This is a genomic window from Armatimonadota bacterium, assembly GCA_031460175.1.
Lineage (GTDB): Bacteria > Sysuimicrobiota > Sysuimicrobiia > Sysuimicrobiales > Sysuimicrobiaceae > Sysuimicrobium > Sysuimicrobium tengchongense.
In genome coordinates this window covers 40,694-65,035 of sequence record JAVKGW010000002.1, presented here as the reverse complement: position 1 = coordinate 65,035, position 24,342 = coordinate 40,694, and the positions used below count along the sequence as shown (strand labels likewise).

At 69.2% G+C, this 24,342-nt stretch carries 21 protein-coding genes; 11 read left to right on the top strand and 10 right to left on the bottom strand.

Annotation, left to right across the window (positions count from 1 at the left end; all coding sequences use genetic code 11):
• The first annotated feature begins 2 nt into the window (after positions 1–2).
• A complete protein-coding gene (locus QN206_03050; GenBank protein MDR7613781.1) occupies positions 3–1,199 on the top strand; it encodes an alanine--glyoxylate aminotransferase family protein in 1,197 nt (398 codons plus the stop codon).
• A gap of 64 nt (positions 1,200–1,263) precedes the next feature.
• A complete protein-coding gene (locus QN206_03045; protein ID MDR7613780.1) occupies positions 1,264–1,536 on the top strand; it encodes a hypothetical protein in 273 nt (90 codons plus the stop codon).
• Here QN206_03045 and QN206_03040 read toward each other — a convergent pair.
• Positions 1,466–2,353, bottom strand: a complete 888-nt coding sequence (locus QN206_03040; GenBank protein MDR7613779.1) for an IclR family transcriptional regulator — start codon at positions 2,351–2,353, stop codon at positions 1,466–1,468. The genes QN206_03045 and QN206_03040 overlap by 71 nt on opposite strands.
• Positions 2,354–2,439: 86 nt before the next feature.
• Between QN206_03040 and aceB the strand changes: the two genes are divergently transcribed.
• From aceB to QN206_03015, 5 genes are read left to right on the top strand one after another with little or no spacing between them, the layout of a single operon-like run.
• On the top strand, positions 2,440–4,026 hold the full coding sequence (gene aceB, locus QN206_03035) for a malate synthase A (GenBank protein MDR7613778.1): 1,587 nt from the start codon (positions 2,440–2,442) through the stop codon (positions 4,024–4,026).
• Positions 4,023–5,432 carry an FAD-linked oxidase C-terminal domain-containing protein gene (locus QN206_03030; protein ID MDR7613777.1) on the top strand — a complete coding sequence of 470 codons (1,410 nt, stop codon included), beginning with the start codon at positions 4,023–4,025 and terminating at the stop codon, positions 5,430–5,432. The genes aceB and QN206_03030 overlap by 4 nt, the downstream gene beginning before the upstream one ends.
• Positions 5,429–6,517 (top strand): FAD-binding protein, encoded by a 1,089-nt coding sequence (locus QN206_03025; GenBank protein ID MDR7613776.1) that lies wholly within the window; start codon positions 5,429–5,431, stop codon positions 6,515–6,517. Before QN206_03030 ends, QN206_03025 begins: the two co-directional genes overlap by 4 nt.
• Positions 6,517–7,812, top strand: a complete 1,296-nt coding sequence (locus QN206_03020; GenBank protein ID MDR7613775.1) for a heterodisulfide reductase-related iron-sulfur binding cluster — start codon at positions 6,517–6,519, stop codon at positions 7,810–7,812. The genes QN206_03025 and QN206_03020 overlap by 1 nt, the downstream gene beginning before the upstream one ends.
• Positions 7,813–7,855: 43 nt before the next feature.
• Positions 7,856–9,310: an MDR family MFS transporter gene (locus QN206_03015; protein ID MDR7613774.1), complete on the top strand. Its 1,455-nt coding sequence runs from the start codon at positions 7,856–7,858 to the stop codon at positions 9,308–9,310.
• A gap of 31 nt (positions 9,311–9,341) precedes the next feature.
• Here QN206_03015 and QN206_03010 read toward each other — a convergent pair whose 3' ends face one another.
• From QN206_03010 to QN206_02995, 4 genes are read right to left on the bottom strand one after another with little or no spacing between them, the layout of a single operon-like run.
• Positions 9,342–10,580, bottom strand: a complete 1,239-nt coding sequence (locus tag QN206_03010; GenBank protein MDR7613773.1) for a glucose-1-phosphate adenylyltransferase — start codon at positions 10,578–10,580, stop codon at positions 9,342–9,344.
• The gene (locus tag QN206_03005) at positions 10,577–11,407 is read right to left on the bottom strand and encodes a mechanosensitive ion channel family protein (GenBank protein MDR7613772.1); all 831 of its coding nucleotides are present in this window, start codon (positions 11,405–11,407) and stop codon (positions 10,577–10,579) included. Before QN206_03005 ends, QN206_03010 begins: the two co-directional genes overlap by 4 nt.
• Before the next feature lie 28 nt (positions 11,408–11,435).
• Positions 11,436–13,208 carry a trehalase family glycosidase gene (locus QN206_03000; GenBank protein MDR7613771.1) on the bottom strand — a complete coding sequence of 591 codons (1,773 nt, stop codon included), beginning with the start codon at positions 13,206–13,208 and terminating at the stop codon, positions 11,436–11,438.
• An 11-nt stretch (positions 13,209–13,219) separates the two neighbouring features.
• Positions 13,220–15,034, bottom strand: a complete 1,815-nt coding sequence (locus QN206_02995) for a glucosyl-3-phosphoglycerate synthase (protein ID MDR7613770.1) — start codon at positions 15,032–15,034, stop codon at positions 13,220–13,222.
• A 64-nt stretch (positions 15,035–15,098) separates the two neighbouring features.
• Here QN206_02995 and QN206_02990 point away from each other — a divergent pair, with 64 nt between their 5' ends.
• Entirely contained in the window at positions 15,099–16,172 is a 1,074-nt protein-coding gene (locus tag QN206_02990; GenBank protein MDR7613769.1) for a bifunctional phosphoglucose/phosphomannose isomerase, read from the top strand.
• 19 nt (positions 16,173–16,191) lie between these two features.
• Positions 16,192–17,298: an ABC transporter ATP-binding protein gene (locus QN206_02985; GenBank protein ID MDR7613768.1), complete on the top strand. Its 1,107-nt coding sequence runs from the start codon at positions 16,192–16,194 to the stop codon at positions 17,296–17,298.
• Between the two features lie 2 nt (positions 17,299–17,300).
• On the opposite strand, the gene QN206_02980 is transcribed toward QN206_02985, so the two are convergent.
• Positions 17,301–18,182, bottom strand: a complete 882-nt coding sequence (locus tag QN206_02980; protein ID MDR7613767.1) for an SPFH domain-containing protein — start codon at positions 18,180–18,182, stop codon at positions 17,301–17,303.
• Positions 18,183–18,290: 108 nt separating this feature from the next.
• Between QN206_02980 and QN206_02975 the strand changes: the two genes are divergently transcribed.
• On the top strand, positions 18,291–19,229 hold the full coding sequence (locus tag QN206_02975) for an ROK family protein (protein ID MDR7613766.1): 939 nt from the start codon (positions 18,291–18,293) through the stop codon (positions 19,227–19,229).
• A 16-nt stretch (positions 19,230–19,245) separates the two neighbouring features.
• Positions 19,246–19,839 (top strand): O-acetyl-ADP-ribose deacetylase, encoded by a 594-nt coding sequence (locus QN206_02970; GenBank protein MDR7613765.1) that lies wholly within the window; start codon positions 19,246–19,248, stop codon positions 19,837–19,839.
• Here QN206_02970 and QN206_02965 read toward each other — a convergent pair.
• Genes QN206_02965 through accC form a run of 4 tightly spaced genes read right to left on the bottom strand, consistent with a single transcriptional unit; the run spans position 19,796 to position 24,335 of the window.
• Positions 19,796–20,968: a dihydrolipoamide acetyltransferase family protein gene (locus QN206_02965; protein MDR7613764.1), complete on the bottom strand. Its 1,173-nt coding sequence runs from the start codon at positions 20,966–20,968 to the stop codon at positions 19,796–19,798. The genes QN206_02970 and QN206_02965 overlap by 44 nt on opposite strands.
• A 9-nt stretch (positions 20,969–20,977) precedes the next feature.
• Positions 20,978–21,952 (bottom strand): alpha-ketoacid dehydrogenase subunit beta, encoded by a 975-nt coding sequence (locus QN206_02960; GenBank protein MDR7613763.1) that lies wholly within the window; start codon positions 21,950–21,952, stop codon positions 20,978–20,980.
• Positions 21,949–22,947, bottom strand: coding sequence for a pyruvate dehydrogenase (acetyl-transferring) E1 component subunit alpha (gene pdhA, locus QN206_02955; protein ID MDR7613762.1), 999 nt, complete (start codon positions 22,945–22,947; stop codon positions 21,949–21,951). The genes QN206_02960 and pdhA overlap by 4 nt, the downstream gene beginning before the upstream one ends.
• 29 nt (positions 22,948–22,976) lie before the next feature.
• The gene (gene accC, locus QN206_02950) at positions 22,977–24,335 is read right to left on the bottom strand and encodes an acetyl-CoA carboxylase biotin carboxylase subunit (GenBank protein MDR7613761.1); all 1,359 of its coding nucleotides are present in this window, start codon (positions 24,333–24,335) and stop codon (positions 22,977–22,979) included.
• Positions 24,336–24,342 lie beyond the last annotated feature (7 nt).

Sequence of the window (24,342 nt, the reverse complement as noted above, 5' to 3'; positions counted from 1 at the left end):
TCATGGAGATCGGCGATTTCCGACCCGCGGACCGATTGCTGATGGGCCCTGGGCCCGCCAACGTGCACCCCCGCGTCCTGCGGGCCCTCGGCACACCGGTGCTGGGGCATCTGGATCCCCAGTTCCTTTCCACCCTCGCGGAGGTAGCGGATCTCCTCCGGGCCGCCTACCGGACCCGCAACGAGTGGACCTTCGCGGTCTCCGGGACGGGGAGCGCGGGGATGGAGGCGGTGGCCAGTAGCCTCACGGAACCGGGCGATCGGGTCCTGGTGTGCGTGGCAGGGTACTTCGGCGACCGGATGCGGGAGGTGTTCCGCAGGTGCGGGGCGGAGGTGGCCACGGTGGAATCCCCGTGGGGCAGGCCCGTGGATCCGGAAGATGCAGCGCGCGTGGCCCAGGAGGTGCATCCCCGCATCGTGGGAGTGGTGCACGCGGAGACCTCCACCGGCGTGCTGCAGCCCCTCGAGGAGATCCGGGACATCGCCCGCATGCATGGGGCGCTCCTGGTGGTGGATGCCGTGACCTCCTTCGGCGGGGTTCCCCTGGAGGTGGACCGGGCGGGGTTGGATTCCGTGTTCGCCTGCACGCAGAAGTGTCTGGGCGCTCCGCCCGGGATGAGCCCGGTGACCCTGAGCGAGGCGGCGGTGCGGAAGATCCAGGGGCGGCGCCGGCCCGTTCAGTCCTACTACTTCGACCTGGGTCTGCTGTGGGGCTACTGGTCCGGGAACGGGTACCACCACACCATGTCCGCCACCATGATCTACGCCCTCCGCGAGGCCCTGCGCATCCTCCTGGAGGAAGGGCTGGAGGCCCGGTGGGCCCGGCACGAGCGGGTCGGACGGGCGTTGCAGGCGGGACTACAGGCCATGGGCCTCGAGCTCTTCGCGGCGGAGGGATACCGGCTCCCCGTGCTCACCACGGTAAGGGTGCCGGAGGGGGTGGACGGCGAGCGGGTGCGAGCCCGGCTGCTGGAGGAGTTCGACATCGAGATCGGTGCGGGGTTCGGATCCTTCCGGAACCACATCTGGCGCATCGGAACCATGGGCTACAACGCCCAACCCCGAACCGTCCTGCTGCTCCTGTCGGCCCTGGAGGCCGTCCTCCGGGAAGAGGGCTTTCGCATGCCTCCGGGAGCGGGCGTGGAGGCCGCCCTGGAGGTCCTGGAGAAATCGGAGACCGAGCGGAAATCTCCCCGGTAAAGCCTGAGCGCTGCCGAACTAAACTAGAAACTGGAGGGGGCTCTGTGAAAAGGGGGGATGAGCGATGGTCTACCAGGACTTCTTTGCATTTCTCATTCTTCTTGCAATTGCCGTCGTGGTGACTGCGGCGAAGGTGGTCATCAGCAAGCAGAAGCCGGCGCCCTTTGAACTGGCCCTCGATCTGGTAGTCGCTTACCTCGGCGCCTGGGTGGGCTCGCCAGTTTTCGGGAGTTGGTTCTCCGGGATCGGATACCAGCAGGTGGCCATCATTCCGGCTCTTCTCGGCGGCGTCTCCGCCCTCGTCCTGCGCTCCGCCTATCTGAAGGAGCGGGCCTAACCGCTCCGTCTTCTTGAAATACCTGGAGCCCCCTCCCATCCCCCTTCGGTGTTTCGGAAAACCCCAGGAGCCTGCTGATCCGAGAAGCCGCCGCCAAAGTGGCCCCGGCCACCTCCGGGATCCGACGGTACGGGAGGCGGGTTGCGGGTGCGGAGACGGAGAGGGCCGCCACCACCCTTCCCGTGGCATCCCGCACCGGGGCCGCCACGCACCGCACCCCCGTCTCCCGCTCCTCCCGATCCACCGCGTAGCCCCGTGCCCGCACGGCCCGCAGCTCCTGCAAAACCGCCTCCGGATCCGTGAGGGTCCTGGGCGTGTAGCGGGGAAGGGGACCGGAACCGAGCAGGGACCGCACTTCCGGCTCCGGTTCCCATGCCAGCAGCACTTTGCCCACCCCCGTGCAGTACAGGGGATGCCGGGCACCCGGGTGCGCGAACAGCCTGAGCATCCGGGGGCTTTCCACCTGCAGCACGTAGACGGCCTCCCGGCCATCCCGCACCGCCAGGTTGGCGGTCTCGTTCAAGTGCTTCACCAGGTCCACCATCACGGGGCGGGCCACCTCGGGAAGCCGGTGAGACGCGAGGAATGCGATCCCCACCTCGAAGGCCTTTAGGCCCAGGCGGTAGCGACCCGACGCCTCCGGCTGGGTCACGAATCCGCGACGGCAGAGGGTCTCCAGGAGCCGGTGCGTGGTGCTGAAGGGGAGGTGCGCCCGGCGGGCGATCTCCGTGAGGCTGAGCTCCGGGTCCCGGGCCAGGATCTCCAGCACCTGTAGGCCTCGCAGGAGGGAACGGACGGTGCGCTCCGGGCTGCTCATGGTTTTCCACATTGTAGAAAAAACTTCCGTATATTGACAATCCCTGAAGCCCGGGGCTACCCTGCCCGAGAACGGAGGTGATGGAGATGGCCATCGCGGCGCGCGGCGTGGAAGTGCTCAAGGACGCGGGACCGGACCAGGCTGTGGTTCTGACCCCGCAGGCCCTGGAGTTCGTGGCGACCCTGCACCGGGAGTTCAACGGGACCCGCAAGGCCCTGCTGGATCGGCGAAAGGAGCGCCAGCGGGAACTCGCGGCCGGGGTCCTGCCCGATTTCCTCCCCGAGACCCGGCACATCCGGGAGTCGGAGTGGACGGTGGCCCCCGCGCCCCCGGACCTCCAGGACCGGCGGGTGGAGATCACGGGCCCCGTGGACCGGAAGATGATGATCAACGCCCTCAACTCCGGTGCCCAGGTGTTCATGGCGGATTTCGAGGATGCCCTCTCCCCCACCTGGGCCAACGTGATCTCGGGGCAGAAGAACCTTATGGACGCGGTACGGCGCACCATCGAGTACGTAAGCCCGGAAGGCAAGACCTACCGGCTGGCGGACCGGACCGCGACCCTGCTGGTGCGCCCGCGGGGATGGCACTTGGTGGAGCGGCACGTGCGGGTAGACGGGGAGCCCATCTCCGCCAGCCTCTTCGACTTCGGTCTCTACTTCTTCCACAACGCCCGGGAGCTCCTGGAGCGCGGTACAGGCCCCTACTTCTACCTCCCCAAGCTGGAAAGTCACCTCGAAGCCCGGCTGTGGAACGAGGTCTTCAACTTCGCGCAGGACCGCTTGGGGATCCCCCGGGGCACCATCCGGGCCACCGTGCTCATCGAGACCATCCTTGCAGCCTTCGAGATGGACGAGATCCTGTGGGAGCTTCGGGACCATGCCTCGGGCCTCAACGCGGGTCGCTGGGACTACATCTTCAGCGTGATCAAGAAGTTCCGGCACCGCCCGGAGTTCGTGCTTCCGGATCGGGCCCAGGTGACCATGACCGTGCCCTTCATGCACGCGTACACGGAGCTGCTGGTGCGTACCTGCCACCGTCGGGGCGCGCACGCCATCGGCGGGATGGCGGCCTTCGTGCCCAGCCGCAAGGATCCCCGGGTCAACGAGACCGCCTTCGCGAAGGTCCGGGAGGACAAGGAGCGGGAATCGGGGCAGGGCTTTGACGGCACCTGGGTGGCCCATCCGGACCTCGTGCCCATCGCCCGGGAGCCCTTCGACCGGGTACTGGGGGACCGCCCGCACCAGAAGCACGTGCTGCGGGAGGATGTGCGGGTCACCGCGCAGGATCTCCTGGACTTTCGGGTGCCGGGGGGCCGCATCACGGAACAGGGATTGTGGAACAATGTGAGCGTGGCGTTGCAGTACCTGGAGGCCTGGCTCCAGGGTACGGGGGCGGTGGCCATCTACAACCTCATGGAGGACACCGCCACCGCGGAGATCTGCCGGGCACAACTGTGGCAATGGATCCACCACCGTGCCAAGATGGAGGACGGGAAACCGGTGACCCCGGAGCGGTACCGGTCCGAGCGGGAGAAGGAGGTGGCCCGGCTGGGCTCGGAGCGGGCGGATCCTTCTGTCCTCCATGAGGCCGCGGAGCTATTGGATCGTCTGGTGCTGGCGGAGGAGTTCACGGAATTCCTGACGCTCCTGGCCTACGACCGCCTGGAATGAGACGGGCTCAGGATCTCCTGGAGGGCCTGCGGAGCATCTATCCGCGGGAGCGGATCCTTACCGCACCTGCGGAACTGGCACCGTACGAGTCCGACGCCCTCACGGGCTTTCGGGTCCGGCCGCGCGCGGTGGTGCTGCCCGAGACGCAGGATGAGGTGATCGCCACCGTGCGGTGGTGTTTCCGGGAGGGCGTCCCGTTCGTGGCCCGGGGGAGCGGCACGAGCCTATCCGGGGGCAGCCTCCCCGTGGAGGGGGGAATCGTCATCGCCCTCAACCGGCTGAACCGGATCCTGCGTCTGGACCCGGAGGAGCGCATCGCGGTGGTGGAACCGGGGGTGCCGAACCTCGAGGTCTCCCGGGCCGCGGCCCCCTACGGCCTGTACTATGCCCCGGATCCCAGCAGTCAAGCGGTGTGCACCATTGGGGGGAACGTGGCCTTCAACTCCGGAGGGGCCCACTGCCTCAAGTACGGGATGACCGCGAACCACGTACTCGGCATCAAGGCGGTGCTGGCGGACGGGGAGGTGGTGCGGTTCGGCGGCGAGAGCCTGGAGGGGGTAGGGCCAGATCTCGTGGGGATCTTCGTGGGCTCAGAGGGACTCTTTGGGATCGCCCTGGAGATCACCCTGCGCCTGCTCCCCCGCCCGGAGGCCTACCGCACCGTGCTCGCGGCCTATCGGAGCCTGGAGCAGGCGGGGGAGGCCGTGGCCCGGGTGGTGGCCTCGGGGGTATTGCCCGGGGCCATGGAGATCATGGACCGGCTCAGCCTGGAGGCCGCGGAGGCCGCGGTGGGCGCGGGCTATCCCCGGGATGCCGCGGCCGTGCTCATCGTGGAGGTGGAGGGGGAGGAGCCGGAGGTGGAGGCGGAGCTAACGCACCTGCTCGAGGTGATCCGGAGCTCGGGGCCCACGGAGGTGCGGATCGCGAAGGACGAGGGGGAGCGGCAGAGGATCTGGAAGGGACGCAAGGGCGCCTTCTCCGCGGTGGGGCGGCTCAGTCCGGACTACCTGGTGCAGGATGGGGTGGTGCCGCGGACGAGGCTCGGGCAGGCCCTGCGGGAGATCGAGCGCCTGAGCGCCGCCTACGGCCTGCGGGTGGCCAACGTCTTCCATGCGGGGGACGGCAACCTCCACCCTCTCATCCTGTACGACGGACGAAAGCCCGGGGAACTGGAGCGGGCGGAGGCGCTGGCCGGGGAGATCCTGCGGATGTGCGTGCGCCTCGGGGGGTCCATCACGGGCGAGCACGGGGTGGGGGTGGAGAAGCGGAAGTTCCTGCCGGAGATGTTCGCGGAGGCGGATCTCGCCGTCATGCGCCGGCTGCGGCGTGTCATGGATCCACGGGGGCTCGCAAACCCGGGCAAGATGTTCCCGCCGGAGCCCGTGGCTGCTACAGTGGGGGCATGAGCCCGGTCGGGGAACTGGTACGGCCGAGCACGGTGACAGAGGTTCAGGAGATCGTCCGGGAGCGGCGCTTCGTCCTCCCCCGCGGCGGCGGGACGAAGCCTGCCCTCTCCACGCCTGCCTCCGAGACGACCGTGCTCGACCTCTCCCGGCTCTCCGGCGTGTTGGAGTACGACCCCGCGGAGTTCACCTTCACCGCATGGGCGGGTACTCCCGTGCGGGAGGTGGAGGATCTCCTCACCCGTCACGGGCAATTCCTCCCCTTCGATCCCCCCTTCCGGGATGCCGGTGCGACGCTAGGAGGTACGGTGGCGAGCGGCCTCAGCGGTCCACGGCGCTACCGGTACGGCGGGGTGCGGGACTTCGTGCTGGGCGTACGGTTCGTAGACGGCACCGGAGCCGTGGTGCGGGGCGGGGGGAAGGTGGTGAAGAACGCCGCGGGGTTTGATCTTCCCAAACTCATGGTGGGAAGCCTCGGCCAGCTGGGCGTGCTGGTGGAACTTACCTTCAAGGTCTTCCCCGCGCCCCGGGCCCACGCCACGCTCCGGGTGACGTACGCGCGGGTTGAAGAAGCGCTGCGGGGCCTCCTGCGGTTGAACACGAGCGGGTTCGACCTGGAGGCGGTGGACCTGGAGCCTCCGGGGATCCTCTGGGTACGCCTGGGAGGACGGGAGGAATCCCTGGAGGCGAGGACGAGGCGACTTGTGGCGTTTCTGGGAGGACCGGTGGAGGTGCTGCGGGGAGAGGAAGAGCGAGCCCTGTGGGAGGGAGTACGGGAGTTCTCGTGGGTCCCGGCCGGGCATGCGTTGGTGAAGGTGCCGGTCACTCCCCGGCGCCTTGCAGGCCTCGAGGAGCGGCTGGCCCGCGCGGGCGCCCTCCGACGCTACAGCGTGGGCGGGAACTGTGCGTGGGTCGCCTGGCCCCTGGACCTGGCCCTCCTCCATCGGACGCTCGTGGAGCTGGGCCTTGCGGGCCTCTGTGTGCTGGGTCCGCCCGGGCGGCCGGTGCTCGGGGAGTGGGGGGGCGAGGCCTTCGCCCGGCGGGTGAGGCAGGCCCTGGACCCTCAGGGGAAGTTCGGGGTTCGCTAGTGCAGCACACCATCCCCGTGGAGCGGTACGGTGCCGTGGGCGCGAGAATGGCGCGCGCGGTGGAAGCGTGCGTGCACTGCGGGTTCTGTCTCCCCGCCTGCCCCACCTACCGGGTCCTCGGCGAGGAGATGGACTCGCCCAGGGGCCGGATCTTCCTGATGAAGGAGGCGCTGGAAGGCCGGCTTCGGTGGGGGGAGGTTCTGCCGTATGTGGATCGGTGTTTGGGGTGTCTGGGCTGCGAGACCGCCTGTCCGTCGGGCGTACGGTACGCGGAGCTCATTACGCCGTTCCGGGAGCTCACGGAGCGCAGGCATCGCCGCCCGCTTGTGGAGCGTCTCCTGCGGGGACTCGTGATGGGCATCCTGCCCTTTCCGGGACGGTTCCGGATGGCGGTGCGGATCGGAGCCCTGGCGCGGCCCTTCCGGAAGGTCCTTCCAGACCGACCCCGGGCCATGCTGGAGCTCCTTCCCCGGCGCCTTCCGCGGGCAGACCCCCTTGCCGCCGTGATCCCGGCGCAGGGGAAGCCCCGGGCGCGGGTGGCGCTCCTCGCGGGCTGCGTCCAGCAGGTGCTGGCTCCGCAGATCAACCAAGCCACGGTTCGCGTGCTGAGCCGCAACGGGGTGGAGGTGGTGGTTCCGAGAGGGCAGGGATGCTGCGGCGCCTTGGCCCTGCACACGGGCTTCGGAGCGCTCGCCCGCCGCCTCGCGCGGCGCAACCTCCGGGCCTTCCCGGAAGACGTGGACGCGGTGGTTACGAACGCCGCGGGGTGCGGATCCGCCATGCGGGAGTACGGACTGCTGTTCGCCGGGGATCCCGAGGCGGAACGGGCGACGGCGCTCGCCGCCCGGGTACGGGACGTCAGCGCGTTTCTGTGGGAGATCGGATTCAGCCCGCCCCCCCCGCTTCCACGGCCCGTGCGGGTGGCCTACCACGACGCCTGCCACCTGCTCCACGCGCAGGGGGTTCGGGAAGAGCCCCGACGCCTGCTGGCCCGCGTGGGCAACTTGGAGATCCTGGAGCCCGCGGACGCGGAGGTCTGCTGTGGGTCCGCGGGCATCTACAACCTGGAACACCCCGCCCTCGCCGCGGAGCTGGGCCGGCGGAAGGCACGGAGTCTTCTCGACACCGGCGCAGAGGCGGTGGTCACGGGGAACATCGGGTGCATGGTCCAGCTTCGGGCACACCTCCGGGCTCTGCGCAGACCTCTCCCGGTCCTGCACACCTTCGAGCTCCTGGATCGGGCATACACGGGCGAACCTCTTTCGGGCTTGCTCTCCTCTGGGACAATGGCGTAGGGGGGTAGACGGCCCCCAAACGCCCGGAGGCGGATCGAAGACGGTGGATCCACGGCAACGGCGGGTGGTGACCCTGGCGGTGATGCTGGGAATGTTCCTGGCGGCCCTGGACACCACCATCGTCGCGACCGCCCTACCCACCATCACGCGCCTCCTGCATGGCTTCGAGCTCTACCCGTGGGTGGCGGCCAGCTACGCCCTCACCATGACCGCGGGGACTCCGGTGTTCGGTCGGCTCGCGGACCGGTACGGTCGCCGCCGCGTGTACCTGTTCGGGATCGCGGCCTTCCTTGCGGGTTCCGTGCTGTGCGGCGCGGCCGGCTCCATGCACCAACTCGTGGCGTTTCGGGCGGTCCAGGGGATCGGCGCGGGGGCGCTCCTCCCCATCGCCATCACCATCGTGGGGGATCTGTACACCCTGGAGGAACGTGCCCGGATCCAGGGGCTCTTCAGCGGGATGTGGGGGCTCGCCAGCATCCTGGGACCGCTGCTGGGAGGCTTCATCGTGAGCGTCTGGTCGTGGCGGTGGATCTTCTACGCGAACCTGCCGGTCGGGCTCCTGGCCCTGTGGATCGTGGCCCGCGCGTACCCGGAGCGTCCAAGACATCAACCGGGTTCCCTGGACGTGGCCGGTGCCCTCCTGATGGTGGCCGCCGTGGTCACCCTCCTGCTGGGGGTCGAGGGCGGGAGGATTCGCCCCGGGTTTGTGTTTACGGGGGTGATCCTGGGAACCGCCCTCCTCCTGTGGGAGCGCCGTGCGGAGGATCCCGTGCTCCCCCTGGAACTGTTCCGGAACCGGGTGGTGGCGGTGAGTACCGTCAGCAATGTGCTGGTGGGAGCGGCGTTCAGCGGAGGCATTTACTACATCCCCTTGTTCGTGCAGGGCGTCCAGGGGAGGAGCGCCACGGACGCGGGGCTCGCCCTCACCCCCCTGATGCTGGGATGGACCACCGCGAGCTTGGTAGGTAGCCGGCTCATCCTGCGGTTCGGGTTCCGGCCCGTGGTCACCCTGGGTCTCGCCCTCTTCAGCGGCGGACTTGCCTTCCTCACCCGCCTTCATCCCTCCGTGCCCGGGACGTGGGTGCAGGGGGCCACCGCGCTGTTGGGGATCGGGATCGGCTGCGCGGCATTGACCTTCATCCTCGCGGTGCAGACCTCCGTGCGCTATGAACAGCGGGGACTTGCCACTTCCCTGGTGCTGTTCTCCCGGAACATCGGGGGATCCGTAGGGGTGAGCCTGCTGGGGAACCTATTGCTTTTGCGCCTTGCCACGCAGGGGGTCTCCCCCCAGCGGATTCAGGAGATCTTGACCCCCGTAGGGGTGCAGGTCTTCTCCGGGAGGGTTCTGGCGGAGGCCCGAGATGCCCTGGCGGGTTCCTTGAGCTTCGTGTTCGCCGTCTCCCTCGGGTTCGCCCTGCTGGCCCTGATCTCCGTGCACTGGCTCCCTTCAGGTCGGCCCACCGCCCCGGAGGGGCTGGCCCCCGTTCCCGGGGAGTGAGATCCCTCAAGGCCGCCCCCTCCTACACTCCCTAAAACCGGGCACGGGTGGGGCCCCGGGGGAGGACCACGAGGCCGGAGCGGTCCCGGTGGTAGCGGCGCGCGTCCTCCTCCGGATCCTCCCCGATGACGGTGTTGCGCTCGAGGACGTTGTACCGATCCACGATGACCCGTCGCAGTCTGCAACCCCGGCGCACCACGGTGAAGTCCATGATGACCGACTCCTCGATCTCCACGTCCGGCTCGATGTGCACACCCCGCCCGAGCACGGATCTTCGAACGCGGCCGCCCTCCACCACGGTGCCCTCCGCGAGGAGGGTGTCGTACACCTCCCCCTGCAGGATGCGGGCGGGCGGCCCGGGATAGGCCGCGCCCAGGATGGGCCACTGCGGGTTCTGCAAGTCGAACCGGGGCTGTGGACCCAAAAGGTCCATGTGCGCCTCCCAGTAGGCGGAAAGCGTGCCGATGTCCCGCCAGTACGCGGGTTCCTCGTAGGGCTTGAGGCCCGGGATGTGGTTGGTGTGGAAGTCGTACGCGTAGACCCGGTAGCGGCCGAGCATGGCGGGGAGGATGGTGCGGCCGAAGTCGTGGTCGGTTTCCCGTCCGGCGTCCTCCACGAGGACTTCCACCAGCACGTCCGCGGAGAACACGTAGTTCCCCATGGAGCACAGGGCATCCTCGGGGCGGCCGGGGATGGGCCGCGGTTCCACGGGCTTTTCCTCGAATCCCAAAAGCCGCCCATCCGGATCCACCTCCAGGACGCCAAAGGCCCTCGCTCGATCGAGGGGCACCGGGAGGGCGGCCACGGTGGCGTCGGCCCCCACCTCCTGGTGAAAGGCGATCATCTGGGAGATGTCCATGCGGTACACGTGATCCGCGCCGAAGATGGCCACCAGCTCCGGCTCGTAGTCCCGAACCAGGTTGAGGTTCTGGTAGACCGCGTCCGCGGTCCCCCGATACCACGTCTCCCCCCACCGCATCTGGGGAGGGACCACCAGGAGGAAGTGATCCTCGTGGAGCCCCGTGGCCCGCCAGCCGTGCCGGAGGTGGTCGATGAGGGACTGGGACTTGTACTGCACGAGGATGTAGAGGGAGAAGATGCCGGAGTGGATGAAGTTCGTGAGCACGAAGTCCACGATCCGGTACCGGCCGCCGAAGGGAACCGCGGGTTTGCTGCGATCCCGGGTGAGGGGATGCAGCCGCTCCCCGCGTCCCCCCGCGAGGATGATGCCTAGCGTCCGTGGCCTTCCGCCCGGATGGGATCCCTTCATGCCGCCGTCTCCGAAGGGCCGATGGAGACCAGTTCGACGCCTGCCGCCTCCAACCTCTCCTTGATCCGCAGGCGCAGCTCCCGCTCCGCCCGCCACAGGCTCATGGGCTGCACGGGGATCACCAGGCGCAGGACCTGGACCTGGGGACCGAGTTCCAGCAGGGCCTGGACCTCCGGTTCTCCGGCCTCGGCCTCCGGGTGGTCCTGCCGCCAGGCCGCCACCGCCTCGTGCAGGAGTTCCCCCACCCGTCGCAGATCTTCCTTACGGCCCACCCCGATGGTGAGCACCGCCCGGAGGGGACCCCGGGTGTAGTTCCGGAACCGGGTGAGCTCGCCGTTGGGGATGGTGACCACCTCGCCCGTGAACCGCCGGATCTGGGTGGTGCGCAGCCCAATCTGCTCCACCACCCCCGTATCCGGTCCCACGGTGACGACATCCCCTACCTGGATGAGCCCGTCCAGCAGGAGGAAGAACCCGCTGATGCTGTCCCGGATCAGGGCCTGAGCCCCGAACCCGATGGCGAGGCCCGCAACACCCGCGCTCGCCAACAGCGGCGCCGGATCCACGCCCAGCTGCCGCAGGACCATGAGCCCCGCCACGAAGTACACCGTGTAGCGGATGGCGCCGTAGGCGAGGGGAAGGAGGGTGCGGGCCCGCTGCAGTCTGGCCACGTAGTTGGGGGCGCCCTCCGGGGGACGGAGGACCCGTTCCACCACCCGCTGACCGATCCCGTTCACCGCGTACGCCCCCAGGAGGAGGAAGACGATGGCGGTCACCGCGCGCACCGCAGAGGCCACGGCCGCGGGATGGATGAGCTCCTGGAGCACCTGGCGGACGGTCTCGATTTTTCCCCTCCTAGATCTCCCCCCGGGACCGGCGAATGGCGAGGTCCACATACAGCGCCGCGGACCACCCGAATCCGGAGGCTGCCCCGGGCGGGATCGCGCCGGTCTCGGGGTGGTAGTACTCCTTGATGTCCGGGTGCAACGCCACCATCTCCAGCGTCCGGTCGCACAGGGCTCGGGCCACGTCCCGCACCCCGCACCGGAGCAGGCCCTCGATGAGCATGTAGTTCAGATTCACCCAGGTGGGTCCGCGCCACATGCGATCCGGCCGATGGTGAGGATCGGATCGGGCGACGCTGGGGACGGGATAACGGGTCCAGAAGTGCTGCGGGTCCACGAGATACGCCACGAGTCGCTCGACCATCGACCGCGGGAGGCGCCCCGTCCACAGGGGGAGGAGGCTCAGGGGCGTAAGGACAGGGATGCGCTCCACTCTCCGGTCGGCAACCCGATGGGCCCAGAAGATCCCGGTTTCCGGGTCGTAGAGCCTTTCCACCATCCGGCGTACGAGTCCCTCCGCCTCCGCCTCCCACCGCTCCGCCTCCTCCTCCTCTCCCAGGACCCGGGCCATGCGGCTCAAGGCTTCCGCCTGCAGGCACAGGTAGGTGGGGAGGTCGGGCGAGACCACGGGCATCCCGAAATCCCACAGGGGGCTATCGTCCAAGCCGGAGGAGAAGGGATGGTGGTACTCGGGGAGTCCATCCCCGTCCGTGTCGCAGTGCTCCAGCCACCACCGCTGCCAGCGGGAGAGGGGCTCGTACAGCTCGGCGACGAAGTCCGCATCCTGGATCTCCTCGTACACCTTCCAGAGGGCCCACCCCGCCACGGGGGGCTTGGTGACGAGTCCCGGGACGGGCTCTTCCAGGTACTCCACGATCCCTTCATCGAAGACGCAATCCGGCAGCCGGCCGTCGGGCCGCTGGTGGTCGAAGAGGACCCGGAACTGGTCCGTGGCCAGCATGGGGTCCACGTACCGGTAGGCGAGGGCATGGAAGAAGGCGTCCCACTGCCAGAGCCCCACGTAGTGCATCTTCGAGGGGACCAGGGCCTCCCGCGTCAGGTAGTAGCGGGTGCTGAGGAGGCCTGCCCGCAGGAGGTACCACGCGTAGTCGTAAGTGGGCCGCAGGCGCGAATCCACTTCCGGTACCGCCTCAAACCATGCCCGCCACCGTCGCTCCGCCTCCGCCACGGGATCGTAGGGTCGGATGCGCCGGTCAAACCCCAGCCGCGGGGTGATGTTGAGGGTGATCTGGGTCTGCGGGGTGGCCTCTACCCCGAGTTCCACGCGCCACAGGTTCGGACCCTCCTGCTGGACCTCGTTGCGGAGGATGCGGGCATTGGTGGTGTAGGCGAGGTGACGCACCCCCCGGGTGCGGCCGCCCCGTCGGTCCGGAGCGGCCCACTCCGCCCGCACCGAGAACCGTAACCCGCACCGCTGAGCCGGGGGGCGCAGCACCAGCAGCTCCGGTCCATCGAAGGCCATCTCGAACAGACCCAGGGGGGTGTGGAAGAGCAGCACATGCGGATAGGTGACGAGCTCCCACCGAAGGGGATTCCCCTCCCCATCCAGGAACGCCAGTCCCTCCACCAGCGGCGGCCGTACCCGGTAGTGGCCCTCCACCTGCACCAACTTCGGCCACCGCTCGCACACCCGGATCTGTAAACGGTACGCGTGGGGTTCCCGGAGGACGAGGAGGCGGCTTCCGCGATCCGTAAAGGGCACCGCGGTGATGTCCAGGCGGTTGCGTAACCGCTCCAGGGGATCCGGTACCGCGGTGCGCATCGCGGACGGCGCTAGGTGAGGAGGGCCCGCTTGGCGCGGGACAGTTCCGCCCGGCGGGCCCGGTACTCAGGGATGGTGATGATGGGCGGCCGTTCGAACTCCGTGATCTCCCGCTCTTCCAGCCCAAGGGTCCCTTCCTCCCATCGGATGAGCTTCATGGTGCGGGAAGCCTCGGGGAGGAGAGGCACCTGGATGCGGTCCTCCATCCGCCGCAGCACCACCTGCACGATCTGGTAGGCCATGAGGGAGAGGGAGACGAGGGACTGATTGCGGTGGATGCGCTGCTCCAGGTCCACCTGTCCGATGGTGCGCAGCCCGAACCGGTTCAGGAGGTCGATGAGCATCCCCATCTCCACCCCGTACCCCGTGAAGAAGGGGATCTGCTCCAGGACCTCCCGCCGGCCCGCGTACTCCCCCGCGAGAGGCTGGATGAGACCCGAGAGCTCCGGGAAGAAGAGGTTGAGGAGAGGCCGGGCCACCAGCTCCGTCACCCGTCCGCCTCCGGTCTCGTACAGTCGGTCCCCCACCTGGAGGGGGCGGCGGTAGTAGCCTTTCACGAAGGCGATCCGGTCCTCCCGCAAAAGCGGCCCGACAAGCCCGTACACGAATTTCGGGTGCATGTTCTTGATGTCCGTGTCCACCCACACCACGATGTCCCCCCGCAGCACGTACAGGCTCTTCCACAGGGCCTCGCCCTTTCCGCGGTAGCTGCCGTACTGGGGCAGAACCTCCGGGTGGCGCACCACGGGGATCCCCAGGGAGGCCGCGATCTCCCGAGTCCGGTCCGTGGAGTCGCTGTCCACGAGCACCATCTCGTCCAGAAGGGGGTATCGGTCCATGAGGGCGTCCTTGAGGACCCGGATGACCTCCCCGATGGTTTCCTCCTCGTTGAGGGCAGGTAGGCCCAAGCTGATGGTGAGATCCTTCTCCTCCTTGAGGGCCACGAGCCGCTCCAGGTCTGCGAACTCCCGGGCGTGGAAGGTGTTCTCCGCGAACCACTTCTCCACCTCCGCCCGTGACCAGGAAGCCCGGGTGGTGCGGAGGGCGACCCAGTCCGCCACGGGAAGGGAGCTGCGCACCACCACCAGCATGGGCAGGGTTCGGAGGGGAGGCTGGATGGCGGGCCGGTGTGGGTCCGCGGTGGCCCCCACCACCACCACGGAGTGGTTGGGGGCTTCCCGCACGATCGCCTCCGCGGCCCGGCCCGTGGCGAACTTCCGCCGCACCCCCGCGGCCACCTCCTGCTGCATCACCGTGAGGTAAGGGCGCTCCTCCCGCCACCGCTGGGACTCCGGGATGTCCTCTCGGAAGACGTGGAGGGCCGTGACCTCCCCTCCCTGCGGGAGGGCTAAGGCCTGGGCCACCCGAAGCGCGAGCTCCGCATTGGGTCCTCCCCGCACGCCCACCAGGGGGGTGCGGAAGACCTCAAGGGGGGCCCGAGGCAGGACCACGAGGTCACAGGGGGGGTGTTGGAGGAGGAAGTCCAGGCTGCGACCGAAGAGGTGCTCGCGTCCCGGCTCCCGCACCAGGACCAATAGCGACGCCTGCTCTTCCAGGCACGTGGCCGCGATCTCCCCCCAGGCCTCGTACCCCACCCGCACGACGCAGCGCACCTCCAGCGCCCGCCGGAAGCCCGTGGCCAGCTCTTCCAGCCGCTCCCGCACGATCTGGGCCTCGGTGGTCCCCCGGCTCAGGGGCTCGGAGGGGGGGACCAGAACGGTCCCCAAAAGCAGGAGGGGAGCGTTCCAGGCCCGGGCCAGGGTCGCGGCAAGGGGCAGGGCCTCTCCCGTGCCCTCCGAAACGGGCATCACTACCGGGTGGCGCACCACTTCCCTAGTAGTGTATCCGCCGGAGGGAAAGACGTCACGGAACGCGAAATCCTTACCCGGAATGGCGCAGGGGTTGCTCGACGATCCGGATCGGTGCCGGGCCCTCGATCCCAGGGGGATGCTGGGCCTCGTGCTGCGGCTGGGCGAGACCCTCCTGGAAGGCTACCGGCTGGGGAGGGAGATCCCGCTCCCGCCTTCCCCGGAGGTTGAGCAGGTCCTGGTGCTGGGGATGGGTGGCTCCGGCATCGGGGGGGACCTGCTTCGGGGCCTCCTGCACGACCAAGCGGACATTCCGGTGGTTGTCGTCAAAAACTACGCCGTTCCCCGGTGGGTGGGCCCGAAGACCCTGGTTTTCGCCTGCTCCTACTCCGGCAACACGGAAGAGACCCTCGCCGCCTACGAGGCCGCGGCTCAGGCGGGGGCGGTGCGGGTGGCCATCACCTCCGGGGGAATTCTGGGAGAGCGGGCCCGATCCGAGGGCGTCCCCACCGTCCCGCTACCGGCCGGGTTTCCGCCCAGGGCGGCCATCGGGTACCTTTTCGCCCCCATGCTGGCGGTCCTGGAGCGGTGGGGGATCCTCCCGCCACAGGAGGAAGCGGTGCGGGAGACGGCCTTTGGACTCGCGGCCCGAATCCGGGAGTGGGGGCCGGATCGGCCGGAGGCGGAAAACCCCGCCAAACGGCTGGCCCGTGCCCTGGCCGGACGCATCCCCGTGGTCTATGCCCTCAGCCATCTCACCGAGCCCGCCGCTTTACGGTGGAAGACCCAGCTCAACGAGAACGGCAAGGTGTTCGCGGTCCACAACGTTTTCCCGGAGCTCAACCACAACGAGACGGTGGGGTGGGCACTCGCGGGTCAGCCGGACGGGATGCTGACCGTAGTGGTGTTGCGGGACCGGGAGGATCCGTCCCGTGTGGTGCAACGCCTGGAGATCACCCGGGAGATTGCCTTCCACAAGGCCGCGGGTTACCACGAGGTGTGGAGTCGGGGCGACGGGGCCCTAAGCCGCCTGATTTCCCTGGTGTTCTTCGCCGACCTCGTGAGCGTGTACCTCGCGTACCTGAACGGCGTGGATCCCTATCCCGTGGTGGTCATTGACGAGCTGAAGCGGCGGCTTGAAGCGCGGCCGCGGTAGCGGGAGGGAGAAGGGCAACATGGCGCGGGTGTTCCTGGACCGGGTGACGAAACGATTCGGAAACGTGGTGGCCCTCAACAACGTCACCCTGGAGATCCCGGACCGGCAGTTCACGGTCCTGGTGGGGCCCAGCGGGTGCGGGAAGACCACGGCCCTGCGGCTCATCGCGGGGCTGGAGGATCCCACGGAGGGGGACATCTACATCGGCGACCGCCGGGTGAACGACGTCCCGCCCAAGGACCGGGACATCGCCATGGTCTTCCAGAACTACGCCCTCTACCCCCACATGACCGTGTACGAGAACATGGCCTTCGGCCTGCGGCTGCGCCGGTATCCCAGGCACGAGATCGACCGGCGGGTGCGGGAGGCGGCCCACATGCTGGGGATCGAGCACCTCCTGGACCGCAAGCCCAAGCAGCTCTCCGGCGGGCAGCGGCAACGGGTGGCCCTGGGGCGGGCCATCGTGCGGGAGCCCCAGGTGTTCCTCATGGACGAGCCCCTCAGTAACCTGGACGCGGCCCTGCGGGTCCAGACCCGGGCGGAGCTGAAGAAGCTGCACGCCCGGCTGCAGATCACCACCGTCTACGTGACCCATGATCAGGTAGAGGCCATGACCATGGGGGACCGGATCGTGGTGCTCCGGGAGGGGGTGGTGCAGCAGGTGGATACCCCGCTGAACCTGTACCACAAGCCCGCGAACATGTTCGTGGCGGGATTCATCGGCAGCCCCTCCATGAACTTCATCCCGGGCCGGCTGGTGCGCCAGGATTCCGCGCTCCTCTTCGACGCGGGCAGCTGGCGGGTGACGATCCCTCAGGACCTCACCGCCTACGTGGAGCCGTGGGAGGGCAGGGAGGTCATCTTGGGGATCCGGCCGGAGCACGTGGAGGACGCCGCGCTGCGCAACGGGGCCCTGCCCCCACACTTCGCGACGTTGCGGGCGAAGGTGGAGGTACACGAGCCCCTGGGATCGGACGTGATCCTCTACCTGGAGGCGGGCGGGCACCCTCTCGTGGCCCGGGTGGATGCGAACAGCTCCGCGAAGATGGGGGACGAGGTGACCGTGGCCCTGGATCTCAGCCGGCTGCACCTCTTCGATCCCAGGACCCACCAGGCCATCGTGTAGGGTCAGGACTGTTCCGACCGGCCCGTATCCGGTCCCCGCGCCAGATCCGCGAACGGCGCCACCAGGCGCGTGAACTCCATGGGGAAGACGAACTTGGTGGCGGGGCTCGCGCCCAACGCCTTTAAGGCCTCCAGGTACTGGAGGGCCATGGTGTTGGCGTCCACGTTTCGGGCCACGCTGAAGATCTTGTCCAGGGCCAGCGCGAACCCCTCCGCCCGCAGGATGGCGGCCTGGCGGTCTCCCTCCGCCCGCAGGATCGCGGCCTGTTTCTCGCCTTCCGCCACCAGAACGGCGGCCTCCCGCTTCCCGTCCGCCTCCGTGACCACGGCCCGCCGGTTGCGCTCCGCACTCATCTGCCGGGTCATGGCCTCCTGGACCTCCCGGGGCGGGAGGATCTCCCGGATCTCCACCGCGGTGACCTTCACCCCCCACCGCTCCGTCACCTCGTCCAGCTTGGCCCGCAGCACCTGGTTGATCTGCTCCCGCCGGGCCAACACGTCGTCCAGGAGGATGTCGCCGATCACGGCCCGCAGGGTGGTGGTGGCGATCCCCCGGGCCGCGCCCGCGAAGTCCTGCACCTGGATCACGGAGGACTCGGGATCCACCACCTTCCAGTAGATCAGGAAGTCGATGTTGATGGGTGCGTTGTCCTTGGTGATGCAGGTCTGGGAGGGGATCTCCAGGAACGCCTCCCGGAGGTCCACCCACACCGCCCGGTCCACGAAGGGGATGAGGAACACCACGCCCGGGCCCCGGCGGCCGATGCTGCGGCCCAACCGGAACACCACCAGCCGCTGGTACTCCCGCACGATCTTCACGGAGCTCCACAGCAGCCAGATGGCGACGATGAGGATCGCGATCCCGTACACGCCCACGGTCGCCATGCCTCCCTCCCCGCATGGGGTCTTGCGGAAGAGGATTGCATGCGGGGCTCGAAAACTCCTGCCGCACCCCGGAGCCGGATTGCGGTAGGCTTGGCCTGGAGGACCTCGATGGAGGAGTGGGTCCTGGCCGTAGATCTGGGGGCCACCAACCTCCGGGTGGGCCTCGTGGACGCCCAGGGAGAGGTGGTGGCGACCGCCCGGGCCCGCACCCCCCAGGAGGGCCCGGAGGCGGTGGTGGAGGCCATCGCGGAGCTCGTGGAGGAAGTCCGCCCGCGGGCGCGCCGGGTGCCGGAGCGGGTAGGGGTGGGCGTGCCGGGCCCTTTGAGCGTGGCGGAGGGAATCGTGCACACCCCGCCGAACCTCCCGGGCTGGCGGGAGGTCCCCCTCCGGGCGCTTTTGGAGGAGCGTCTGGGGATCGCGGTGATCCTCGAGAACGACGCGAACGCCGCGGCGGTGGGCGAGTGGTGGCGGGGAGCGGCCCGAGGAGCCCGGCACGTGCTGTACATTACCTGGAGCACGGGGATCGGTGGGGGGCTGATCGTGGACGGCCGTCTCTACCGGGGGGCTTCGGACACCGCGGGCGAGATCGGGCACATCACCGTGGATCCCCTCGGCCCCCTCTGCCCCTGCGGCCAGCGCGGGCACCTGGAGGGGATCGCGGCAGGACGGGCCATCGCCCGGGCGGCCCGGGAGGCCCTGGGTCGGGGAGAGCCCAGCGTGCTCGCGGGCCAGCCCGAGATCACGGCCAGGTCGGTGGCGGAGGCGGCTCGAGATGGGGATGCCCTGGCGAGGCGGGTGCTGGGGCGGGCGGCTCGGATGATGGGACTTGCGGTGGGGAGTATCCTGAACCTGCTCAACCCGGAGGTGGTGGTCATCGGCGGCGGGGTGGCGCGGTCCTGGGATCTCGTAGAAGGACCGCTCGTGGAGGCCGCCCGGCGGAGTGCGTTTGCCGCACCCTTCCAGGCCGCCCGCATCCTGCCCGGAGCCCTGGGGGACGATGCGGGCTTGGTGGGAGCCGCGTACGTCGCGCTTCAGGCCCGGAGGTGAACGGAGGGAGGTCGGTATGGAGGTGGTGGTGGGCGGAACGAGACTGGAACTCGTGCGGGGGGACATCACCCAGCAGGCGGTGGATGCCATCGTGAATGCCGCGAACCCCACCCTCATGGGCGGGGGTGGGGTGGACGGCGCCATCCACCGGGCGGGAGGTCCTGTCATCCTGGAGGAGTGCAGGCGCATCGCGGAAACCCTGCCCGGCCGCAGGCTCCCGCCCGGAGAGGCGGTGATCACCACGGGCGGAAACCTCCCCGCCCGGTTCGTGATCCACACGGTGGGCCCGGTCTGGCAGGGGGGAGGAGCCGGGGAGGACGAAATCCTTGCCCGGGCGTATCGCAACAGCCTGCAGCTGGCCAAGGAACGGGGGTTGCGCACCGTCGCCTTCCCCTCCATCAGCACGGGCGCGTACGGGTTTCCGGTGGAGCGGGCAGCCCGGGTGGCCCTGCGGGCCATCCTGGGGTTTTTGGAGCAAACCCCAGGGGCGTTTGAGCTCGTGCGCATGGTCCTGTGGAGCGAGCGGGACCTGCGGGTGTACGAGGAGGCCCTCCGGGAGATCTGGCCTACGTCGTCAGGAGCAGGATCGGGTTCTCCAGCAGGCGCTTGACTTCCATCAGGAACTCCGCGGCCCCCGCGCCGTCCGTGATCCGGTGGTCCGCGGAGACCGTGAGGGAGACCAGGGGCCGCACCTCCACCCGCCCCTCGCGGACCACGGGCCGCTCCTGGGCCCTTCCCACCGCGAGGATCCCGGCCTGCTGGGGCGGGATGATGGCCACGAAGCTCGCGACGTCGTACATGCCGAGGTTGCTGACGGAGAACACCGCGCCCGTGTACTCCTCCTGCCGGAGGTGCTTGTCGCGGGCACCCTCGATGAGCCGCCGGGCCTCCCGGGCCAACTGCAGGAGCGGCAACCGATCCGCGTCCCGCAACACGGGGGCGACGAGCCCGTCCGGGGTGGCCACCATGATGCCCAGGTGGATGCGGTTGAACCGCCGGAGGGTGCGGTCGTCCAGGATCGAACTGCGGAGATCGGGATGCTGGCGGAGGGCGAGGGCCGTGGCCTTGAGGACGAGGTCGTTGATCGTGATCCGGCCCTCCTCCCCCAGCGCCTCCTCCAGCTGCTTGCGCAGCTCCAGGGCTCGGGAGAGGTCTGCCTCCGCGGTCACGTAAAAGTGGGGGATGGTCTGCTTGCTCTGGACCACGGTGCGGGCGATGGCCTGCCGCATCCGCGGCAGTGCCAGATCCTCGTACTCCGCCCCAGGCGGGGGGGCGGGCTGGAGCTGGGCCAGGTAGGCCTCGATATCCCGCTCCACGATCCGGCCCCCGGGGCCCGTCCCGCGGATCTTCGTGAGGTCAATGCCGTGCTGGGCCGCGAGCCTCCGGGCCAGCGGGGAAGCCTTGATCCGCTCCCCCTCCTCCGGGAGGGCCGCGGGCTCTCCAGGAGGAGGGGCGGGCGGTGCCTCCACGGGCTTTGTTTCCGTGGGCCGCGGAGGCGCTGCGGTTTCGGGGCCGTCGATGTAGGCGATCACCTGACCCACGGGGACCACTTCCCCTTCCTGGGCCAGGATGTGGAGCACTCCGCTGTGTTCCGCCTCCACCTCCACGTTCACCTTGTCCGTCTCGATCTCCAGCAGAGGTTCTCCCTTCGTCACCCGCTCGCCGTGCTTCTTGCGCCAGGCCAGGATCTTGCCCGTGACCATGGCGTCGCCCATCTTCGGCATGATGACTTCCGCCATCTCCGCTCCTCAGGCGATGACCCGCCGCACCGCCTCGATGATCTTCTCCTCGCCGGGAAAGGCCAGGAGCTCCAGGTTCCGGGCGTACGGGGCGGGGACGTCTTCTCCCGTAACCCGCTCCACGGGAGCATCGAGGTCGTCAAAGCACCGTTCGTAGATCTGCGCGGAGATCTCCGCCGCGGCTCCGTAGAGCCGCCACTGCTCCTGTACCACCACCGCACGGTGCGTCCTGCGCACGGAGGCCGCTACCGTCTCCATGTCCAGGGGCCGGAGGGAACGGAGGTCAATCACCTCGCACTCGATCCCCTCCCCGCTCAACCGATGGGCGGCGGAGAGTGCCAGGTGCAGCATGCGGCTGTAGCTCACCACGGTCACGTGGTGCCCGGACCGCACCACCGCGGCCTTCCCGAAGGGCACCGTGTAATCCCCGTCGGGGACTTCCCCCTTGATGCCGTAGAGGGCCGCGTGCTCGAGGAAGATCACGGGGTCCTCCCCCCGGATGGCGGCCCGCAAGAGCCCCTTGGCGTCCGCGGGGGTGGCGGGCGCCACCACCTTCAGGCCGGGGAAGTGGCCGTAGAAGGACTCGAAGGACTGGGAATGCTGGGCGGAAAGCTGTACCCCGGCTCCGTTGGGCCCCCGGATCACCAGGGGCGCCCGTACCTGCCCGCCGGTGAAGTACCGGACCTTTGCCGCATTCTGCAGGATCTGGTCCGCGGCCGGTAGGCTGAAGTTCCACGTCATCACCTCCACCACGGGGCGCAGGCCCAGCATGGCCATCCCGATGGCGGCGCCGATGAACCCCAGTTCGCTGATGGGCGTATCCACCACCCGCCGGGGGCCGTAGCGGCTCAGGAGGCCCTCCGTGATCCGGAAGGTCCCGCCGTAGACCCCGATATCCTCCCCCAGCAGGAGCACCGTGGGATCCCGGTCCATCTCCTCCACCAGGGTGGATCGGATGGCCTCCCGGTAGGTCATCTCCGTCACGGGTCCGCTCCGTACACGTCGGTGTAGAGCTCCTCGGGCGGAGGGTCCGGGCTCTGCTCCGCGAAGGCCACCGCCTCTTCCACCAGCCCCTCCGCCCATGCGTGGATCTCCGCCTTCCGGGCGTCGTCCAGGGCACCCCGTTCCCGCAGCCGCCGCTCCAGCAGGAGGATGGGATCCCGCTGCCGCCACCGCTCCACCTCCTCCTTGGTGCGGTAGCTCTGGAAGAGGTCCGCGGCGCCGTGGCCGCTGAACCGGTAGGTCACGGCCTCCACCCCGTACGGGCGTCCCGTGCGCCGTACCTCCTCCACCACCCGGCGGGCCACCTCGTACACCGCCAGCACGTCCATTCCGTCACACCGCTCGTTGGGGATGGCGTAGGCATCGAAGCGCCGGGCAAGGTTCGGGACCGCGCTGGCCCGCTCCACGGAGGTGCCCATGCCGTACTGGTTGTTCTCGATCACGAACACCACGGGGCACATCCCCTCCTTGCCCCACAGGCCTGCCAGGTTCGCGGCCTCGTGGAACGCGCCGGAGTTCACGGCCCCGTCCCCGAAGAAACACAGGCAGATGCGGTCCGTTCCCTGGTAGCGCAGGGCGTAGGCGGCGCCCACGGCGAGGGGCAGATGCCCTCCCACGATCCCGTACCCCCCGTAAAATCCCCGCGCCACGTCCACGAGGTGCATGCTGCCGCCCTTCCCCTTGGCCACCCCCGTGGCCTTGCCGTACAGCTCCGCCATCACGGCCCTGGGATCCGTTCCCCGGAGCAGGGCATGCGCGTGGTCGCGGTAGCTGGCGAAGAAGATGTCGTCCTCCCGGATGGCGTCCAGGAACCCCGTGGCCACCGCCTCCTGACCGATGTACACATGAAGGTAGCCGCCGATCTTCCCACGCCGGAAGCTGCGCTCCGTCTGCTCCTCGAACCGCCGCACGAGCACCATGCGGCGGTACCAGTCCAGCATCCGCTCAACCGCCACCCGTTCCTCGACCCGCTCCATGTCCCCCGCCTCCTCCGCGGCCCACCGGCCTACCGGGAGAGAACGCTGAGATCCATCCGGCGCTGGACGAAGTTCGTGTACACCTCGCCCCGGCGGAAGAAGGCGTTCTCCAGGAGCAGCCGGTGGAAGGGGATGGTGGTCCGGATGCCCGCGATCTCGAACTCCCGCAGGGCCCGGTCCATCCGGGCCATGGCCTCCGCCCGGTCGCGTCCCCATGCGATCACCTTTGCCACCAGGGAATCATAATACGGCGGGATGGTGTACCCCGCATAGACGTGGGTGTCCACCCGGATGCCGGGGCCTCCGGGGAGAACGAGCCCGCGTATGGTGCCGGGAGAGGGCCGGAAGTCGTGCGCGGGGTCCTCCGCGTTGACGCGGCACTCCATGGCGTGTCCGCGGAACTCCACGTCCCGCTGCGAGAAACCCAGCCGCTCCCCCGCGGCGATCCGGATCTGTTCCCGGACGAGATCCAGACCCGTGATCATCTCCGTGACGGGATGCTCCACCTGGATCCGGGTGTTCATCTCCATGAAGTAGAAGTTCTCTTCGCGGTCCACCAGGAACTCCACGGTCCCCGCGCTGGTGTACCGGATGGCCTGTGCCAGCCGGATGGCGGCCCGGTGGAGATTCGCCCGCAGACGCGGGGAGAGACCGGGCGCCGGCGCCTCCTCCAGCAGTTTCTGGTGTCGGCGCTGGATGCTGCACTCCCGTTCTCCCAGGTGCACCACGTTGCCCCGGGTGTCCGCGAGGATCTGCACCTCGATGTGCCGGGGCTCCTCCAGGTACTTCTCGAGGTACACCTCGCCGGAGCCGAAGGCGGCCTCCGCCTCGCTCTGGGCCATGGCCATGGCCCGTCCCAGCTCCTCCCGGGAGTGCACCACCCGCATGCCCCGTCCTCCCCCGCCCGCGGAGGCCTTGATGAGGAGGGGGTATCCGATGCGATCCGCCACCCCCAGGGCCTCCTCCAGAGTCCGTACGGGGCCCGGACTCCCGGGAACCACGGGGATTCCTGCCTTTTGGGCGATCTCCCGGGCCCGGGCCTTGTTCCCCATGGCCTCCATGGCCTCCGGCGTGGGCCCGATGAAGGCGATTCCCGCGTCCCGGCAGATCTCCGCGAAGTGCGGGTTCTCCGCCAGGAACCCGTACCCCGGGTGGATGGCCTCCGCGCCCGTCACCTCCGCGGTGCTGAGGATGTTGGGGATGTTGAGGTAGCTCTCCCCCGCGGGCGGGGGCCCGATGCAGAAGGCCTCGTCTGCGAGCCGCACGTGAAGGCAGTCCCGATCCGCCTCGGAGTACACGGCCACGGTCCGGATCCCCAGCTCCCGACACGCGCGGATGACGCGCACCGCGATCTCTCCCCGGTTCGCCACGAGGACCTTTCGGAACACGGAAACG